We start from the raw sequence: 15,912 nt of genomic DNA, 5'->3' as shown, positions 1-15,912 counted from the left end.
TTTTTGTCCTTCCGGCGGCGTTACCTGACGACCTGTACTTCGCCGACGGCCACCTGCACGTTGGTCTGCCGGACCTCGGTGAGCTGGCCGGCTTGTCCGCCGCCAGCCCAGTTGATCGTCCACGTCGAGGTCGCGGTCACGGGGAACTTGCCGCTCTGAGCGCTGGCCGAGGTCTTGGCGTACACGTGTCCGCAGGTCGGGGACTGGGCCATGCCCTCGGACGAGGTGTAGGGCGTACCGGGGCCGTTGCAGGTTACCGAGGCGCCGTCGCCCATCGTCCACACGATCTTCGAGACCTCCGCGGTCGCGGTGACAGTGACCCCGCCCGCCGTGGCCGTCGCGGTGTTCGGTCCGTAGGTCGTGGCGCTCTCGTTGACCCACATCCACATCGGGACACCCACCGTGTACTTGCCGGCCGCGCGCGGGCTGGCGATGTCCGGGCCGAGCAGCGTCATGGAATCCACCGCGCGCTGGGCCAACTCCGCGGGGTCGACCTGCGGGGCAGGATTCCGGCCTGTGGGCACGACGATGAAGCTGGCCGGGTTGTTCTGTGCGCCGTCCGAACACTCCATCAAGTACAGGTCGTTCTTCTTGGGGTCTTTGCCCTTCCAGGCCGGGTGGTTGGCAGGCGGCTTCGGATCGACTTTGGTGTAGGTGCACTTCATCTTGCTGTCGCTGCCGTCGTCGCCCTGCGAGCCACCCGCCTGTCCGTCGCTGCCGCCTGATTCGTCTCCGACGCCCACGTCGACACAGAACTTGATGACCTGGCACTTGCCGGCACCGACGTCGGGATCGTCGCCGGCGTGCGCGATGCCCGCCGAGGCCACGACGAGTGCGCCGGCGAGAACGGCGAGACGCCGGATCAGCAGGACTGCTCTTGAGCGGTCAACTTCGTGACCATCCACTTCGTCCCCCACATTTCAAGCGTTGCGGTGCTGACGTATTTGATGAGCCGCGTCGTGGGCAGCGGGACCGGCTTCTTCGAGGCCTTGTCGGTCAGGATCCAGTGCGTCGTGTCGACGCAGTCCGTGACCGTGGCCGTGGGGATCTTGGCGTCGGTCACCTTGACGACCTTTGGACTGATCGCTGGCTTTCCGGTCGTCACCTGTCCGGCCTTCCGCATGACCGCCAGATCCTTCTCGATGTCGGCCAGCGCCTTGAAGGTGGTGTTCTTCTTGAGGTCGGTGCCCGCGGAGGAGGCCTTGCTGTAGGCCGCGGTCTGTGCGTCCCAGGAGCTGGTGTAGGCCGCGAGGACGGCGGCGTTCTCGGCCTCGGCAGCGGAACGGGGGGACGACGACGGGCTGGCCGTTTGAGTAGAACTGGGCTTCGACGGTGACGCGTCAGCTCCGTTATCGTTGCAGCCGGCCAGCGCCGCCAAACTCCCGGCGAGAAGCAGGGCGGTTGCGTGCTTCCGGGTGCGAACAGCAGTGAGCTTGAGCCCGGATGAGCGTGGTTGTGTGGCTGTCACGTTGTCTCCCCGTACGGCGTGGTGCGAGATGATCGCTGCTCTTGGCCGCCGGCGCACGGCAGCCCAGGTCTGCGGCCTGGTGGAGCTGCGGTGATGCGTTGCGTGGTCGTTAGGCTACGCATATGCCAGTCAACTTCCCAGTGACCTAATCGAGTTGACTCAAACAACTCGGGTCGCGTCTGGTCGCTTTGGGAGTGGTGTGCTGTGTATTCGCTCGTTCCGCCCGCACACGGTGTGGGGCGTACTGCGTTTGGTGCTGCATGGGTCGGCTTGCTGTTGGCGTGAATGAGATCTCGACGCGGGTTCTTGTGGTGGCCGGTCGCTGTGGTGTGGGTGCGATCGGGTGCCGCTTGCTGCATCCGCGGGTTTCGAAGCTGACCGCGGTGGACTGGAGTTCGCAGGCTGGGGCGGCCGTTTGAGCAGCCGACCGCTCCCAGGGCCAGTTCGGCCGCGATCGTCAGCGTGGTGAGGCGTCTGTCGAGCGCTGTGGTGTCCCGACGGGTCATGGGGCTGGTTCCTTTCGGTAGGGGATCTGGAGGTGGTCATCGCAGCGCGGGGGTCGTGCCGGTGACGTGAACGGGGGCGGGGGAGGGGGCGCGCTTCACTGCTGCCGGACTGGCGGCCATACAGTGATCACGTCGCCGTCGAGGGTGACGTGCCGGCCGGGGAAGCGACCGCGCACCGCGATCAGGTCAGCGAGGTCGAAGTCGCCGCTCCCGTGGACCACGCACGCGTCCCCGACGTTGGAGACGTCCTGCGTCCGGTCAGGCCATTCGCCGTCGAAGGCCGGTTGTGGAGTGCGAATCTGACGAGGAGCGTGCGACATGCGGGTGTCCCCTAACATCGGTGCCCAGCAAGGCGGGTTCAAGGTGACACCCCGCTATGCAGAAGTAAATTACTGGTTCGCGTGAGCAAATCTCAAGTGGTTTGGGGCGTCGTTGCAAGGCTGCGACATTCGGCCACCGTGGCTGATGAGAGGTCACAGCGCGGTCCAGGGACGGGGCTTGCCGCCACCCAGCGGCACCCACACGTCATCACTGGCCCCGCGCTCTTCGACGTCTTCGAGAACGGCCGCTCCCAGCGGCACCTCGGCGGCCATCTCGGCCACGAGGGGATGGTGGGCGACCATGGCCTTGAGGTCGCTGATCCGGTTGTCCATCGCCTCGCGCCCTGCACCGGTCAGCACGAACAGAACGCGGGGGAATACCGGATACCAGCGCAGCCATCCGGGGCCGCCCGCCTGTCTGCGCCGGCCGACGGGCTGCGGCTCGTACGTCCACAGGCGGGCGTACTCGATCAGTTTCGCGGCGAGGCGCTCGGCGGCCATGGTGGCGCGGTCGACCTCGACGAACGCCCGTAGTTTCCGCCGCTGCTGGCCGTCGGTGAGGGTGTAGTGCATGACCGCGTCGGCGACGACCTTCTCTCCGTCGCCGATCGCGTGGAACACCTCGGGGGTCCAGTCCAGGTGTCCGTGTTCGTCGCCGCGGCGGCGGGCATCGGCGACGAACGTCAGGTGGGTGCGCAGGACGGTCAGGGTGTGGGGGGTCTTCAGTGAGGCGGCCGTCGCTGTGGTGATCGGATACGGTGGGCGGCCCCGCAGCGCGGGCCAGTCCCTCGTGAGGCGGGCGCCCTTCGGCGTGAGGTACCAGACCCGGCTGCGATGGGACTGGGGCAGCACGGCGAAGTCGACCAGGCGCTCGTCGAGCAGATCGGTCAGCCGCTGGGAGACCGCCTGGCGGGAGCGGTCCGGTCGCAGCAGGACGTGCAGCTGACGGGTGGAGGCCATGCGGTGCTGGGCGAGGGTGGCCAGGAGCTGATGCGCCAGGGGCTCGGTGGGGCTGGGCGTGAAGCCCGCCGCCGTACGGTCCTTCGGCTGGTCGGTGGTCAGTTCCATTCGTTTTCGTCCTTCGACAGGTGGACGGCGGCGGCGCCGGCAGGGGAGTGCGCGGCGAGGAAGGCGGAGACGCGGCCGAGCTGCTGCGCGGCGCGGTCGGTGAGTTTCTCCAGTGGAAGCGCTTGGGCGTTCGCCTGGGCGGCCCGCTGCAGTGCGGGAGCGTTCTTCGGGCGTGCCAAGTGGGCGAAGACGTCGTCGAGGTGGGGACCGCGCAGTTGGATGGGTCCGATGCGCTGGCCGTGCACGTTCATGGAGACGTAGTGCTCGAAGCGGTCCATGGTGGCGACCCGGTCGGGGCTGGGGTCATCGCCCCATTCCGCGGTGATCGGCGCCACCGCCGACTTCGACCCGGCGGTGGTGGCCAGCGTGGATGCGTTCTGGACCAGCGACAGCCGCACTGCGGCCGGCAGGCGGGCCAGCAGCTGGGTCATGCCGTGGATGTGGACCTTGTACTTGCGCAGGTCCTCGAACATCGCGGCGATGGTTTCCGGGGCCGCGCCGGTCAGCGTGATCAGCTCGTCGAAGTACGGGCGGAACGCCACCCGCCTCGCCTCCGGGGTGTCCCGCCGGGAGCGGGCGGCCCGTAACAGATCCCGCGCGAGGAGCGCGGTCAGGAGGCGGTCGGTGGGCCCGTTGCCGCCCGGGCACACCCACACGATCATCTTGGAGTCCATCGCCGCGCGGATGTTGTAGATGCCGGCCGGCTGGCCCAGGAACGCGCGGGTGACGGGGTTGGCGGCCAGCCGGGCGATCGGGTTGAGGACCACGGCGAACGCGTCGGTCGGCAGCGTCGGGAACACCACCTGCCACCAGGAGCGGGTCTCCTCATCCAGACGGCCCGCCACCGTCGCGAGGGCTGCCTTACGGAAAGCGGCGTCGGTGAGCAGCGCCCGTACGTGGAAGATCGTGGCCTGGTCCTCGGGCCGGCCGGCCTGGCAGGCCGCTTCGTTGACGGCGACCAGGACGGCGAGCGCGGCGGTGAGGATGGTCAGCGCGCGTGGCGCACTCGCGTCGTCCCAGGCAAGGGCGGAGGCGTAGGCGTCGGCGATCGCCTCGACGACCTCGTGCGCCGTCTGGCCGTGGTGCATGGCGAGCGGATTCCACGAACTCACCCGCGGGTTGGGACCCAGACCGTTGAGGTCGACCAGGGCGATCCGCGGCATCAGGTGGTCATGCGCCAGGAACGGCACGGCGCGTGGCCAGGAGTCGCGGTGCGGGTCGACGAAGATTAGGCCGCCGCCCGCGTGCGCCCAGCCGATCGCCTGCGCCAGGGCACGCTCGGTCTTGCCGCCGCCGGCCTTGCCGATCCCGATCTCGAACAGGGTCTCGGCGGCGTAGGTGGCGACCAGCCGTTCCCGGCCGTCCGGGCCCCGGTAGATGCCCTGCAGCAGCAACGTGGGATCGCCGAAGGCGAAGGTCGGCAGATCGCCCGCGAGTACCGGCAGGCGGCAGTTCGTGGTGGGGGGCTTGAGCAGCCCGGTCAGTTCGTCCAGCCGGACCCAGTTCGCGCGGGGCGGCTGGCAGTGCCCCAGATTCCAGCGGCGTTCGAAGCCGTGCCGGGTGGGCCAGTGGTCGGCGCCGAACCGCCACGGACCCAGCCGCCAGCCCCGCATGGCCCACCGGGAGCGGCCGCCGAACACGTCGAGGGCGGCCTGGAGTTGGGCGAGCCGCGCCTCGGCGCGGCCCTCGGTGTTCGAGGCGCACGTCACCAGCAGCTGCACCCTCACGAGGTGGTCGTCCTCGGCGAGTTTGCCCAGCGCCTCGGCCGGCTCCACCCGGCGCGGGACCGGCGGCATCACCAGCCGCCGGCTGTTGCCCGAGCCGGGCTTGTCACTGAGGAGCTGCTGCAGCTGGAAGCCCAGGGAGTCCTCGATGCCGGAGGCGTCCTGGCGCAGCCAGCGCGCGGCCCGCTGGGCTTCTCGGCGCTCGGACCGGCGGGCGGCGCTCATCAGCTGCAGGCGGCGTGCCCGCAGGGCCCACTTCGGGGCGCGCTGGAGGTCGAGCCGGATCTCGGCGAGGTCGCCGAGCTCGGCGTGCAGATCGGCCACCGCGTCGACCAAGGGCTGGAGCGGGTCGGGGGTGAGCGGCACCACCCGCAGCGGGGAGGTGAGCTTGCCGCGCAGGAGGAACTCGGCGCGCACGGTGTGCTTCCTGGGCTCGTCGACGATCTGCCGGGCCCGGTTGACGGTGATGTCTGGTCCGAACGGGGTGATGGACAGCAGCCGTTCACCGCCCGCCGGGCCCTCGACGCGGTAGCGCAGCGGCGCACTGCCGTCCGCGCGCAGCCGGATCTGCACGGTCTTCGACCGGCGGGGCGCCCACCAGGGCATGGCGGTGGACGCGCGGGCGAGTTGGACACCGCGCCGGAAGATCTCCTCCAGACTCGGGTCGAAGTGCCGGTTGGACACGAGTTCCAGGGCCATCCGCTCGGCCGAAGCCTTGGCCGCGAGGTGGCGGACCACCCACTCGCCCACGCCCCAGCACACGGCGAGGGACAGGGCGAACAGGTACCAGTGGGTGTAGAGCCAGTCGGCGGCACGGGCCAGGCTGGTGACCAGGCCGAGTACCTGACCAGCAGCCGTGTCGTCGGCCCGGATGGTCAGGTACGGGGCTGCCAAGTCCACGTTGCTGCTCCCTTCTTCGAAGTGGTGCGGGTGAAGTGCCAGTCGGAGATGCGCAGGTCGGTGAAGGTGCCGCCGCGGTCCATGCCGGCCCACACCAGGTGAACCACCGCCGCGCCCGGGCTGTGGTCGCGGCGGGCGATCGCGGCCTGGATACGGAAGCGGGCGGTCGCGAACGCCGGGGCCACCTCCTGATCCGAGTTGGGAAAGACGTCGGGCCACTTCGCGCGGCCGACGCCGGTGGCGTCCGCGCGTAGCAGCGCGCGACCGGCGGTGAGCAGCTCCCGCTCGTCGGCGGCGGGAAGGTCGGCGGGCCAGGCCGCCTGAAGCGACAGCTGGATGGCTCGGTCACCGGCCACGCCCTCGCCGTGCGGCGGCAGAGCCGGCTCGAGGACTGACGGCGTCGATGCGGCGGACGGCGTGGAGGAATCGGTGCTGACCGGCGCTCCCGCGGGATGCCTCCTGGCCGTGGGTGACGGATCAGCGCTGGCGCTCGCGGTCTGCGGCGGTGCTGTAGCTGGAGCTGGTGGCTTTTGACCGTGCGGCATGCCCAGCAGGGCGACGCCGGCGACGGCGAGCAGGGTGGTGCTCAGCAACAGCAGACGCGGTGAGCGCGGTGATGAGGACGTGGTCACAGCAGCCGCGCTCCCCCCGCGTAGCCGGACATGGCGTTGACCGAGTCCAGCCGGACGACGGTGCCCGGGCGGGCGGCGTTGATCATCTGGCCGCTGCCTGCGTAGATCCCGACGTGGTAGATCGTGGAATCGCGGCCGGGGGCGTAGGCGTAGAAGACGAGGTCGCCCGGTTTGAGGGCGCCGGTGCCGAGGCTGGCGGGGATGCGTTGGCCGACAACGGCTTGCGCGGCCGCGGTGCGCGGCAGCCGGATGCCGGCCTTGGCGTACGCGTAGGTGGTCAGGCCCGAGCAGTCGAAGCCCTTGATGTTCGCGCCGCTCTTGCCGCTGGGGGAGCAGCAGATCCCGTACGACGGTCCGCTCGCGTTGCCGCCGCCCCAGGAGTACGGCACGCCGCGCTGGGAGAGCGCCGCCTCGATGGCGGTGCGGACCTTGCCCGAAACGTTCTTCAGGTCCGGGTCCTTGGCGGCCGCCGTGTACTGATCGATCCAGCCCACCACGTTGGCGACGTATTCGTTCGAGTGGTTGTACTGCAGGATCGCGGCCTTGAGCTGGGCCCGCTTGGTCAGGTCACGTCCGTTGCCGCACAGGTAGATGGCGGCGCCGAGCGCGGCGTCGTCGGCGTTGTGCGGGTCGGCGGTCTTGTCGCCGTTGCCGTCCTTGCCGACCGACTCCCAGGTGGAGGGCATGAACTGAAACGGCCCGACGGCGCGCTCACCGCTGGCGGTGCCGTCCCACTTGCCGCCGTCGGTGTCGGGGAAGACGGTGGTGTTGCCGCCGGCGCCGGAGCCGTTGAGGAGCACCCCGTAGATCTTCGGGCGGATATCGCCGCCTGCGGCGATGGTGCGGCCCACCGCGTGGTTGGACTCGACCTTGGCGATTCCGGCGAGGATCGGCCAGCGCATGCCCTGGCACTTGGGGACGTACGTCCCGATGTGCTGGACGGCCTTCTTGTAGGCGGTCAGCATCCGCGGCGGGATGTCCGCGGCGCTGCCCCCCTCGGCGATCCCGCCGTCGTCCTGCTGCCCCGTCTTCAGCGCGACGTACGCGCTGATCGCGTTCCCGACCGGTGCGGCGCAGCACACGGCGGCGAACAGCAGCAGCGTCACCATGCACGCCCACCGCGCCATCCGGCGCCGGGACGGTTTCACTCGTCCTCACCGTCCTCGGTCCTCCACCGGGCCCGCATGTCGCGCAGCGCTTCGGCCTGCCGCATCGACTCCTGGATCCGGGCCTGGTTGCTGGAGCCTGTGGAACCGCCCGCGTCACTGTCGCCGGGACGAGCTGGACGCCCGGGCCTGCCTAGATCGGACCGAGGCACTGGCGCTGGGCCGTTTTGGCGGGGGAGCGGTGCCGGAGGCGGAGTTGCTGCACGGCCGCCCGCCGACGCGGCCGGCCGCGCGGGGGCAGGTACCGGACGGCCCGAAGGACCGGAGGGCGCAGGCCGCGGACGGGGCGTCGGGCGGGGGGTAGCGGCCGCAGTGGCTGCGGTCGGCAGGCGGCGGCTGACGAAGGGGCCCGTCCCGCCGCTGTCGTCCGTGTTCTCCCGAAGGACACGGGAGACATGACGGCGGGTGTCGCCCCAGGCCCGGCCGTCCTCGCGAACCGTGTTGCCCCACACCCGTACCTGCTGACGGGCGTCTTCGGAGTAGCGCGAGCCCCACGACCGCGCACGGCGCACATTGGCCGGCAGACCGACGGTCGCCCCGTACGCCACCCGACCACCGCGGTGCAGGATGCGGTACCCGCGGAAACGGACCAGCCGATTGTGGGCCCGGGTCGACAGCAGTGTCCGGTCGCTGTTCTGGTCGTGCAGCGTCTCACCGGAGTTTTCGTTGACGACCTTGCCCTCGGCGTTGCGGTACCGGTCGGGCGGCCCTCCGGGCCGACGCGGCCCCATGCCGCCCGAACCGCCGTCCCCTCCGTTCGACGGCCCGCCTGAGTCCGGATCGCCGTCGGCCGTGGGCTTGCGCCACTTGGCCAGCTGCTCTTTGTCCGGCCGCCGTCCGATCAGCAGCCAGCCGGCCCCCTTGACCCCGAGCCGCGCGCCCAGCCCGCCCACGGCCGCGGCCGCCGTCAGCGGGGCGAGCCCGCGCCCGGCTTCAGCCGTGGCATCGGCGAGGAGCCCGCCGGTGTCCACCGGCATGCCCGCACCGTCGAACAGGGAAGTGAGCGCGCCCATCAGCCGCTGCCGGGTGCCGAGCATCCCGAACCTGCCGCCACCACCGCCGGTGAACGCGCGCAGCCCGCTGCCGTATCCGCCCATTGCTGCGGGGGAGTTCATGGCGAGGGCGGCGCCGAGCTCGGAGGTGTCGCCGGGCATGTGGGTGCCGCCGACCTTGGCGTAGCGCATCCGCATGGCCATGCGCCGGCCGAAGGAGGCGATCCCGGTCAGCAGTCTGCGGTGCCCGGCGGCCCCGGCGATGGCCAGGACGTCGATCAGGAGGATCCGCTCGACCATCAGGTCGGGTCCGTTGGTGATGGTGGCGTCGACGGCGATCCCGAAGAAGGGGATGAACGCGCAGATCCCGACTACCGCCAGGACTGCGATCCCCCACAAGGACAGCCACTTCCACACCGACTGGCGCGCGGGCCCGGGCAGCATGCCCGCGACGAAGGTGACGCCGCCGACGGCTGCCGCGGCCGCGCACACCCCCTGGGTGCCGAGCAGCACGATCGCGCTGGACAGCAGCATGCCGCAGATGAACAGCGCGGCGATCAGCAGCAGGAAGGCGCCGCCGACCCGCCACCAGGTGGGCTTCTCGGCGTAGGCGGCGCAGGACTTTCCGACAGGGCCGGCCTTCTTCATGTCCGCGAGGAACGCGGCGAACGCCTGGTCCTCGTCGGTGACGATCGCATTGGAGGCGTCCAGCAGTTCGCCGCCCGGCGTCAGCGCAGGCAGCCCGTCGCTCTCGCAGACCTTCTTGGCCTGGCCGTCGAGGAGGCGGCAGTTGTCCCCCTTCTTCTTGTCGTCGACGTCACGCTCGCAGTACTGCTTGCCCGGCCCGTGGATCAGCCTGCAGGGGTCGTTCGCCTTGTCCGTGCTGTCGCTGGTCGAATGGGGCAGGTACCCGCCGGTGACCCACTTCAGGTGGACGGCGTACGCCTTGCGGTCGGCAGTCTTGGCGGGGTCGAGGATGCGCCCGTACTCCAGGAGCATGTACGGCTTGACGATCAAGGCGTTGGTGATCGAATCCTGGATGGGCCGGGCCACCTCGGTGGAGGAGACCGGTCCTTCGCCTTCCTGCTCCTCGCACTTGATCTCGGCGTTGCCGGCCATGCCCGCGCACGGGTCATAGCTGGCGATCTTGCCGCCCCAGTCGTAGGAGTTGACGCTCTGCTGCGCTACCTCGGCAGCCACCTGCTGGGACTGCCCCAAAGGGCCGTCCGGGCCGAGCAGGGTGTCGGGGCGGATGAGAGCCGAGGCGGCGATCGCCCCGATGAGCAGCGTGAGGAAGATTTCGCCCAGACCGCGGCCGACCCGGCCACGCACGATCATGAATCCCGCGAACACGAACGCCCAGGCCAGCAAGAGCCCCTTGATCCCGAGCGTGTCGACGACCACCGTGTCGTAGGTGACGGCGACCTTCTGTGCCGGGTGAGTGAGGAGCTTGAGCAGCGGGAACCGGAAGGCCACCTCGATCGCCCACCCGGCCAGCCCGACCAGCAGCCGGATCAGCGTGAACAACCCGGACAGAGCGAACGCCAGGGCCTGCGTCTTGAAGGCGACGATGGAGCCACCCGAGGCGTTCAGGTCGTACCCGTCGATCGGCACACCCTCGGACGAGTAGATGTTCAGCGGGGCGAGCAGGTCTCCGGTCTCGCTGTTGCTGCCAGCCGCGTACACGACCTGGGTGTTCACCAGGAAGAACACGCCGGTGAGCAGCACGACGAAGCCGGCCGAACGCAGCATCGCGCGGTCTGGACGGAACACGTCAGCGCCGCCTTTGCCCAGCAGCAGAGCGCAGCCGCCACACCACGAGAGCACCCACACCCGCACCGGCAGGCACCAGCTGCCACGCCCCGCCGGCCACGTCCGGCTGGCCGGCGGAGGCCTTGGCCGCGGCGCCGCGCTCGCAGTACGCCTTGGCCGGGCCCACGATCAGGGCGCAGGGATCCCGGTGCGCGGCGTCGGCGGCGAAGGCCTGTCCGGTGTGCGGCCACCACCCCCGCGGCACACCCACCCCGAGGGCGAGCACGACCGCGGCGATGACGACGGCCATCACGGTCAGGACGCTCACGGCGGCGGCGACGCGCCGCGAGCGGTCCCACAACAAAGTGCTCATCAGACGGCTTCCTTCGGACGGGTCTGCGCGGCCTCACCGGCGAGCGGCTCCGGCACGGCAGGGGAGACCGTGCTCGTGCGGCGTCCCGGCGTGGTGGTGATGGAGGCGGTGATGCGCTCGATGCGGGGGATGGAGACCTTGATGCGGCCGGTGTTCTGCCGCGGGCAGGTCAGCAGGAACTCGCCCTCCCGGCCCTTGTGGCCGACGGGGGACAGGCCGGTGGTCACCAGCCGCAGCAGCCCGTCGTCATGGGGGTCGAGGCCGACGAACTCCAGGCCCCGGCGGGCGCGTTCACGGCTCGAGGTGCGGGCCAGTGCCCGGTAGGCCATCAGGCCGCGGTCGGGGCCGAGTTCCTCGGCATCGTGCGATCCCGCCAACAGGCCGGCGCCGTGCTTGCGGCCATCGTGGAGGATCTCGTGGACCAGGGCCGTGCCCTCGGCGGACGAGGTGAGCCAGTACAGCTCGTCTGCCACCACTGCGGTGAAGCGTTCGGGGTCCTCGAACGCGGTCTGCCGGGCGATCGCGGCGATCAGGTAGAGCACCGCGCGACCGATCAGTGCCTCCAGCGGTTGCTGGTGCAGGATCTCGGGGTTGGCGAACGCGGCCTTCGGGGGCAGCTTCAGCCCGGTGGTGGTGATCACGATCATGTCGGAGGTGCTGGAGGCGTCCAGCTGCACCGGCGGCAGCGTCGGGTCGAAGACCATCCTCGCCAGGGAGTTGGTGGCGACGACCCGGATGAGGCCGGCGAGGGTGGCGGCCGCGTCCTGCCGTTTGCCCGCCTCGCGGGTGGCCATTTCCTCGAGGACCTCAAGGACGCGGTGCATGGACGGGGCGTAGCTGAGGGCGGCCTGTTCGACGGCGTGGTGGAGGACTTCGCCGCTGGTGCTCATCGGGCCGATGCCGAGCTGCAGGGTGAGGTAGGACAGGGCGTAGTGGCGTCCCTCGGGCCCGTCGAACATGCGCAGCGGGTCGATGGACACCTCGGCCTGCGCGGCGTCGATGATCTGGACGCGGCCCGTCGCGGCGGTGCGGGCGAAAGTCGCCCATTCGCGCACGGGGGTGCGGTCGATGCAGATCGCGCAGCCGCCGCGCGCCCACACCGCTTCCGCGATCAGCTTCTGCAGCACGCTCTTGCCGGCGCCGAGGTCTCCGACAATGCCCATGGAGGCGGAGGCGTCGACCTTGGGTGCATCCGCCACGTTGATCATGACGGGGCGGGTGGTGCCGCAGTCCAGGTCGATGCCGAGGAACATGCCGTTGGGGTCGCCGACCTCCGCAGCGGTGAAGGCCCCGGACAGCGCCCAGTCTTCGGAGACCTGGTGCTGGGTGAACTCCCGCACGACACCCGGCCGAACGGTGCCGGGCAGCCCCAGGGTGAACAGGGCCTCCTGCAATCCTGCCGGGCGCACGGCCCGGTAGTCGGCGCCGCCGAGCAGCGACGCGAGGGCGCGGGCCCTCGCGTCGCAGATGGCGGCGGTCGGGCCCCATACCGTCAGCGCGGTGACGGACTGCACCTCGACCTCGACCGACGTGCGGGACAGGCGGGCATCGAGCTCGCCCAGGTCGCGGGCGGCCTCGGTCAAGGACGCGGGCATGCCGGTGGGGCGGGCGTCGTACTGATCGGCCTGGTCGATCAGTTCGTTCTTCTTGCGCCTCACCTGGTCGCGGGCCTTCTCCGCGGGCACCAGCGTCAGGTCGACGGTGTAGTCGACGGGGAAGTCGAGCATCTCCAGCTGGGCGAACAGGTCGGCCACATCCTGACTGATGGCGGGCGGGCACTCGGCCAGCGCCAACTGCGCCTGGTAGCCGATCCCGTTGTCGGACTCGACCTGCAGCCAGCGCCGCCCGAGCGGCGAGCCGGTGTTCACCCGCCACCAGGTCTTCCGCCCGGATCGTGTGATCTGCCCCGCGCTCTTGAGCTCGTCGACGTCGTCGAGTTCGGGGTCGATGCCGCCTTCCTGCAGGCGCACTTGGCCGAGGTCGGCGTAGCTGGGGGAGCGCAGCACCCCGTCCCGGATCTGCCCGCCGTACATCTCGCTGGTCTCGGCCTCAGCCAGCAGCGGCTCGGCAAGTCCCCGGTGCAGGGCGTGCTGGATCATCCACACGATCTCCGCCGGGCTGGCCGGGCGGAAGGCGATGCCGCCGGCGAGCGCGGCCTCCACCCGGGAGGCCTGCTCCCGGTAGGCGCTCACCTCGCGCCGGGCCACGGGCACCGGCCGCATGCCCAGCATCGGCGCGATCTCGGCCCACGCCGCGCCCAGGGAGGCCGACACCTGCAGGCCGCCTGTTTCGCTCTGCAGGGGCACGGCCAGCCACAGGGTGCGGCGGTGCATCTCCTGGTCGTCCAGCAGATCGACGGCGGCCTCGACGTTCTCCACCCACGGGTGCCGGCCCGCACCGGGTGCCTGCTCGGCCGGCTCGATGCCCTCGATCATCTTCAGGGCGATCTCGCCCGGGTCGACCTGGGCGCACAGGCCGTACAGGCGCGGGGCCCCGGACAGCGAGCGCACCAGGTGGGTGATTTTGGCGAGTTGTTCGTCGCGGACTGCCGCGGGCACGTAGGTGCCCTGGACGGTTTCTTCACGGCGCCCCTGAGCGTCCGGGCCCGGGTGCAGGCGGTAGATCGCCCACACGCTGCCCTGCGTCGACCACACCAGATGCCCGGCGATGTGACGGATCGGAACCCTCATCGCGCACCCCCCTGCTGGGCGAGCGCGAGCAGCTGCTGCACGCCCGACACCGGCCCCGCGGTCACCACGGGAGCAGCCGGCCGTGTGCGGCGGGGTGCGGCCGGGCGGCCTGCAGCCGGGCTCGGGTGCGGCGCCCGGGCTGGACGCCGCTGCACCGCAGGGGAGGGTGCGGCCTGCGCGGCCGGGAGGGGAGCGGGTGCGCCTTCGATGGTGAAGCCGCCGAGCAGCGGGCGCGCAGCGCGGTCGCGGGCGGCCCGCCCGCCGATCCGCCCTCCGCGGGGCTGCCAGAGAAGCAGCACCCAGCCCAACGCGGCCTGCATCGGGGCACGGCCGCGGACCTTGGGTCGGCGCACCATCCAGATGACCAGGCCCCACCCGACGAGGGGGATGGGCCCCATCCACGACCACCAGCTGATCGTCTTGACCAGGAGGAAGCCGCCGCCGACGGCGAGGGCGATCTGCGCGGGCGTGTACGGGCCGAGGGGGATCTTCCAGTCAGCGACCTTGCCCAGCACCCACGGGTGGCGGCGGGCGGCAGTGTAGAAGCGGCCCACCCGTGCCGCGGCGGCCGCGCTCACAGCCAGCCTCCGACGCTGGGCGAGTGGTCACGCGAGGTGGGGAGTTCGGACCGGACGACGCCGGGGACGGCGGGTGCGCCCTTGGACGGGTTCTTCACCTCGTCGGTGAACATGTTCGCCAGGTCGTTGCGCGAGTTGTACAGACCCAGAGCGATCACCATCAGGAGCAGGGCGCCGATCCCCGCCTTCAGCGAGAATTTCTGGATCATGATGACGACGACCAGGCAGATCAGACCGGCCTGCAGACCCTTCGTCGCCCACTCCTTGAGCATGTTGATCCACGAGTTGCCGAGGTCGTCCAGCTGCCCGGCGAGCATCAGGCTGTGCACGGTGTTCATCGCCCGCCCCCGTCCTGGGCCGTGCCGGACTGAAGCGCGGCGACTTCCCACCGGCCCGAGCGGGTTTTGAGCGTGAGCTCGTACGCCAGCGGCCACCGGCCACTCGCGTCCCGGGCTTCCGCCGAGGCGAGGATGTGCACCGTCGTGCCGTCCGCCGGCACCTTCTCGGCGGCCGCGGCCTCCTCGATGGCGGACACCTGCTGGACGGCGACCGCGGTGTAGGGGGCGGGGGAGACGGCGGTGAGGTTCACGCCGGGCGCGAGGTAGCGGTCGACCTCTCCGGCACCCGTCAGATAGGCGGTGAGGAATTGCCCGACGGCGGACGACAGATCGCCCTCCGGGACGGTCACGGCGTACGACGAATTCGGCACCTCGGCCCGGGCCGGTCCGGCCACCACGCCGGGCGCACCGGTCACCGTGAACGAGGCGCCCGCGTGGTCGGAGGCCACCGGTACGGCGTAGTAGCGCACCGATCCGTCTGCGTATTGCGCAGCCACCGTCACCGACCACGCGCCGGTGCCGCGCTGCGCACTGCGCACCGCCGTCACCGACTGGGGCGCCGAGTGCGCATCGGCGGCCGGGTCGGGCAGTTCGACGTCCGGCGCCATCGACTGCGCAAGCCGTGCCTGCGCACTCGTCTCGTCGTTCGCGTCGCTGCGCAGCCACGCGGTGACGAACACCTGCGCATAGCCGCCCGGGTCGGTGGCGGCTGTCGCGGTGCGCACGGGGGTGGGCTTGGTCGCGGGGGCGGCTGCGACCGTGGTCGGGGTGGAGGCGACGGCGACGGCGAGGGCGATGGGGCCGGCCGCGATGACGGTCCAGACCGCTACGCGGGAGAGGCGGACGCGGCGGCGCATCGCCTCCAGCCGGGCGCCGGCCGCCATTGGAGCAGCGGCCTCGCTCGGTGCGGCCTGCTTGCCAGGGGACATGGTCAAACTCCCAGGTCAGAACGGATGTTGCTGACCTCGAGAAAAACCGTCGACCCCGACCCGACCACCGACCACGAACCCCCGACCATGGTCACGATGGGGACACGAAGTCCATGGTCGGGGTCATGGTCGGCCCGACCATGACCCCGACCATGGGGCAGCCGGGAGCCGGTAGCAGGCCATCGCGTCCGGCGGTGATCCCCGGACCTGTGACCGCTGTGCGATCACGTGCCGCTTTGCCACAGGGCCCGGACACTGATGCGCAGACGGAAGCAGGCCGGGCCGCGGGAGACCCCTGCGCAGTGCGCCAGACGGACCTGCGCAAGACAAGATCGGGAAACCCGCGGCGATTGCGCAGCTGCCCCAGCACAACTCGACTGCGCAGGATCCTCAGGGCGGTTGCGCAGCCCGATTGCGCAACGCCCGTTCGGGGCTGCGCAGTCGGCTGCGCAATCACTGAGCGCCCGGGTTGAAGG

The 15,912-nt window shown here is 70.9% G+C and carries 13 protein-coding genes; all 13 read right to left on the bottom strand.

The window, feature by feature from the left end:
- Positions 1 to 20 precede the first annotated feature (20 nt).
- Entirely contained in the window at positions 21 to 917 is an 897-nt protein-coding gene (locus EDD92_RS00160) for an ATP/GTP-binding protein (protein ID WP_260326238.1), read from the bottom strand.
- Positions 863 to 1,378, bottom strand: coding sequence for a hypothetical protein (locus tag EDD92_RS00155; protein ID WP_123962299.1), 516 nt, complete (start codon positions 1,376 to 1,378; stop codon positions 863 to 865). The genes EDD92_RS00160 and EDD92_RS00155 overlap by 55 nt, the downstream gene beginning before the upstream one ends.
- A gap of 691 nt (positions 1,379 to 2,069) precedes the next feature.
- Positions 2,070 to 2,294: a hypothetical protein gene (locus EDD92_RS00150; RefSeq protein ID WP_123962298.1), complete on the bottom strand. Its 225-nt coding sequence runs from the start codon at positions 2,292 to 2,294 to the stop codon at positions 2,070 to 2,072.
- 153 nt (positions 2,295 to 2,447) lie between these two features.
- Positions 2,448 to 3,362 carry a replication-relaxation family protein gene (locus EDD92_RS00145; protein WP_123962297.1) on the bottom strand — a complete coding sequence of 305 codons (915 nt, stop codon included), beginning with the start codon at positions 3,360 to 3,362 and terminating at the stop codon, positions 2,448 to 2,450.
- Entirely contained in the window at positions 3,353 to 5,986 is a 2,634-nt protein-coding gene (locus EDD92_RS00140) for an ATP/GTP-binding protein (protein ID WP_123962296.1), read from the bottom strand. Before EDD92_RS00140 ends, EDD92_RS00145 begins: the two co-directional genes overlap by 10 nt.
- Positions 5,962 to 6,618, bottom strand: a complete 657-nt coding sequence (locus EDD92_RS49670) for a hypothetical protein (RefSeq protein WP_260326237.1) — start codon at positions 6,616 to 6,618, stop codon at positions 5,962 to 5,964. Before EDD92_RS49670 ends, EDD92_RS00140 begins: the two co-directional genes overlap by 25 nt.
- Positions 6,615 to 7,727, bottom strand: coding sequence for a C40 family peptidase (locus EDD92_RS00130; protein ID WP_260326236.1), 1,113 nt, complete (start codon positions 7,725 to 7,727; stop codon positions 6,615 to 6,617). Before EDD92_RS00130 ends, EDD92_RS49670 begins: the two co-directional genes overlap by 4 nt.
- A gap of 35 nt (positions 7,728 to 7,762) precedes the next feature.
- On the bottom strand, positions 7,763 to 10,549 hold the full coding sequence (locus EDD92_RS00125) for a hypothetical protein (RefSeq protein ID WP_123962295.1): 2,787 nt from the start codon (positions 10,547 to 10,549) through the stop codon (positions 7,763 to 7,765).
- Between the two features lies 1 nt (position 10,550).
- The gene (locus tag EDD92_RS00120) at positions 10,551 to 10,901 is read right to left on the bottom strand and encodes a hypothetical protein (protein WP_123962294.1); all 351 of its coding nucleotides are present in this window, start codon (positions 10,899 to 10,901) and stop codon (positions 10,551 to 10,553) included.
- Positions 10,901 to 13,591, bottom strand: a complete 2,691-nt coding sequence (locus EDD92_RS00115) for an ATP-binding protein (RefSeq protein WP_123962293.1) — start codon at positions 13,589 to 13,591, stop codon at positions 10,901 to 10,903. The genes EDD92_RS00120 and EDD92_RS00115 overlap by 1 nt, the downstream gene beginning before the upstream one ends.
- Positions 13,588 to 14,169, bottom strand: coding sequence for a hypothetical protein (locus tag EDD92_RS00110; protein WP_123962292.1), 582 nt, complete (start codon positions 14,167 to 14,169; stop codon positions 13,588 to 13,590). Before EDD92_RS00110 ends, EDD92_RS00115 begins: the two co-directional genes overlap by 4 nt.
- Complete coding sequence (locus tag EDD92_RS00105) at positions 14,166 to 14,507, bottom strand: hypothetical protein (protein WP_123962291.1); 342 nt, start codon at positions 14,505 to 14,507, stop codon at positions 14,166 to 14,168. Before EDD92_RS00105 ends, EDD92_RS00110 begins: the two co-directional genes overlap by 4 nt.
- Positions 14,504 to 15,436, bottom strand: coding sequence for a conjugal transfer protein (locus EDD92_RS00100; RefSeq protein WP_123962290.1), 933 nt, complete (start codon positions 15,434 to 15,436; stop codon positions 14,504 to 14,506). The genes EDD92_RS00105 and EDD92_RS00100 overlap by 4 nt, the downstream gene beginning before the upstream one ends.
- Between the last annotated feature and the right edge of the window lie 476 nt (positions 15,437 to 15,912).

It is taken from the genome of Streptomyces sp. TLI_185 (assembly GCF_003814765.1).
Lineage (GTDB): Bacteria > Actinomycetota > Actinomycetes > Streptomycetales > Streptomycetaceae > Streptomyces.
This window is presented reverse-complemented; position numbering and strand designations above follow the sequence as displayed.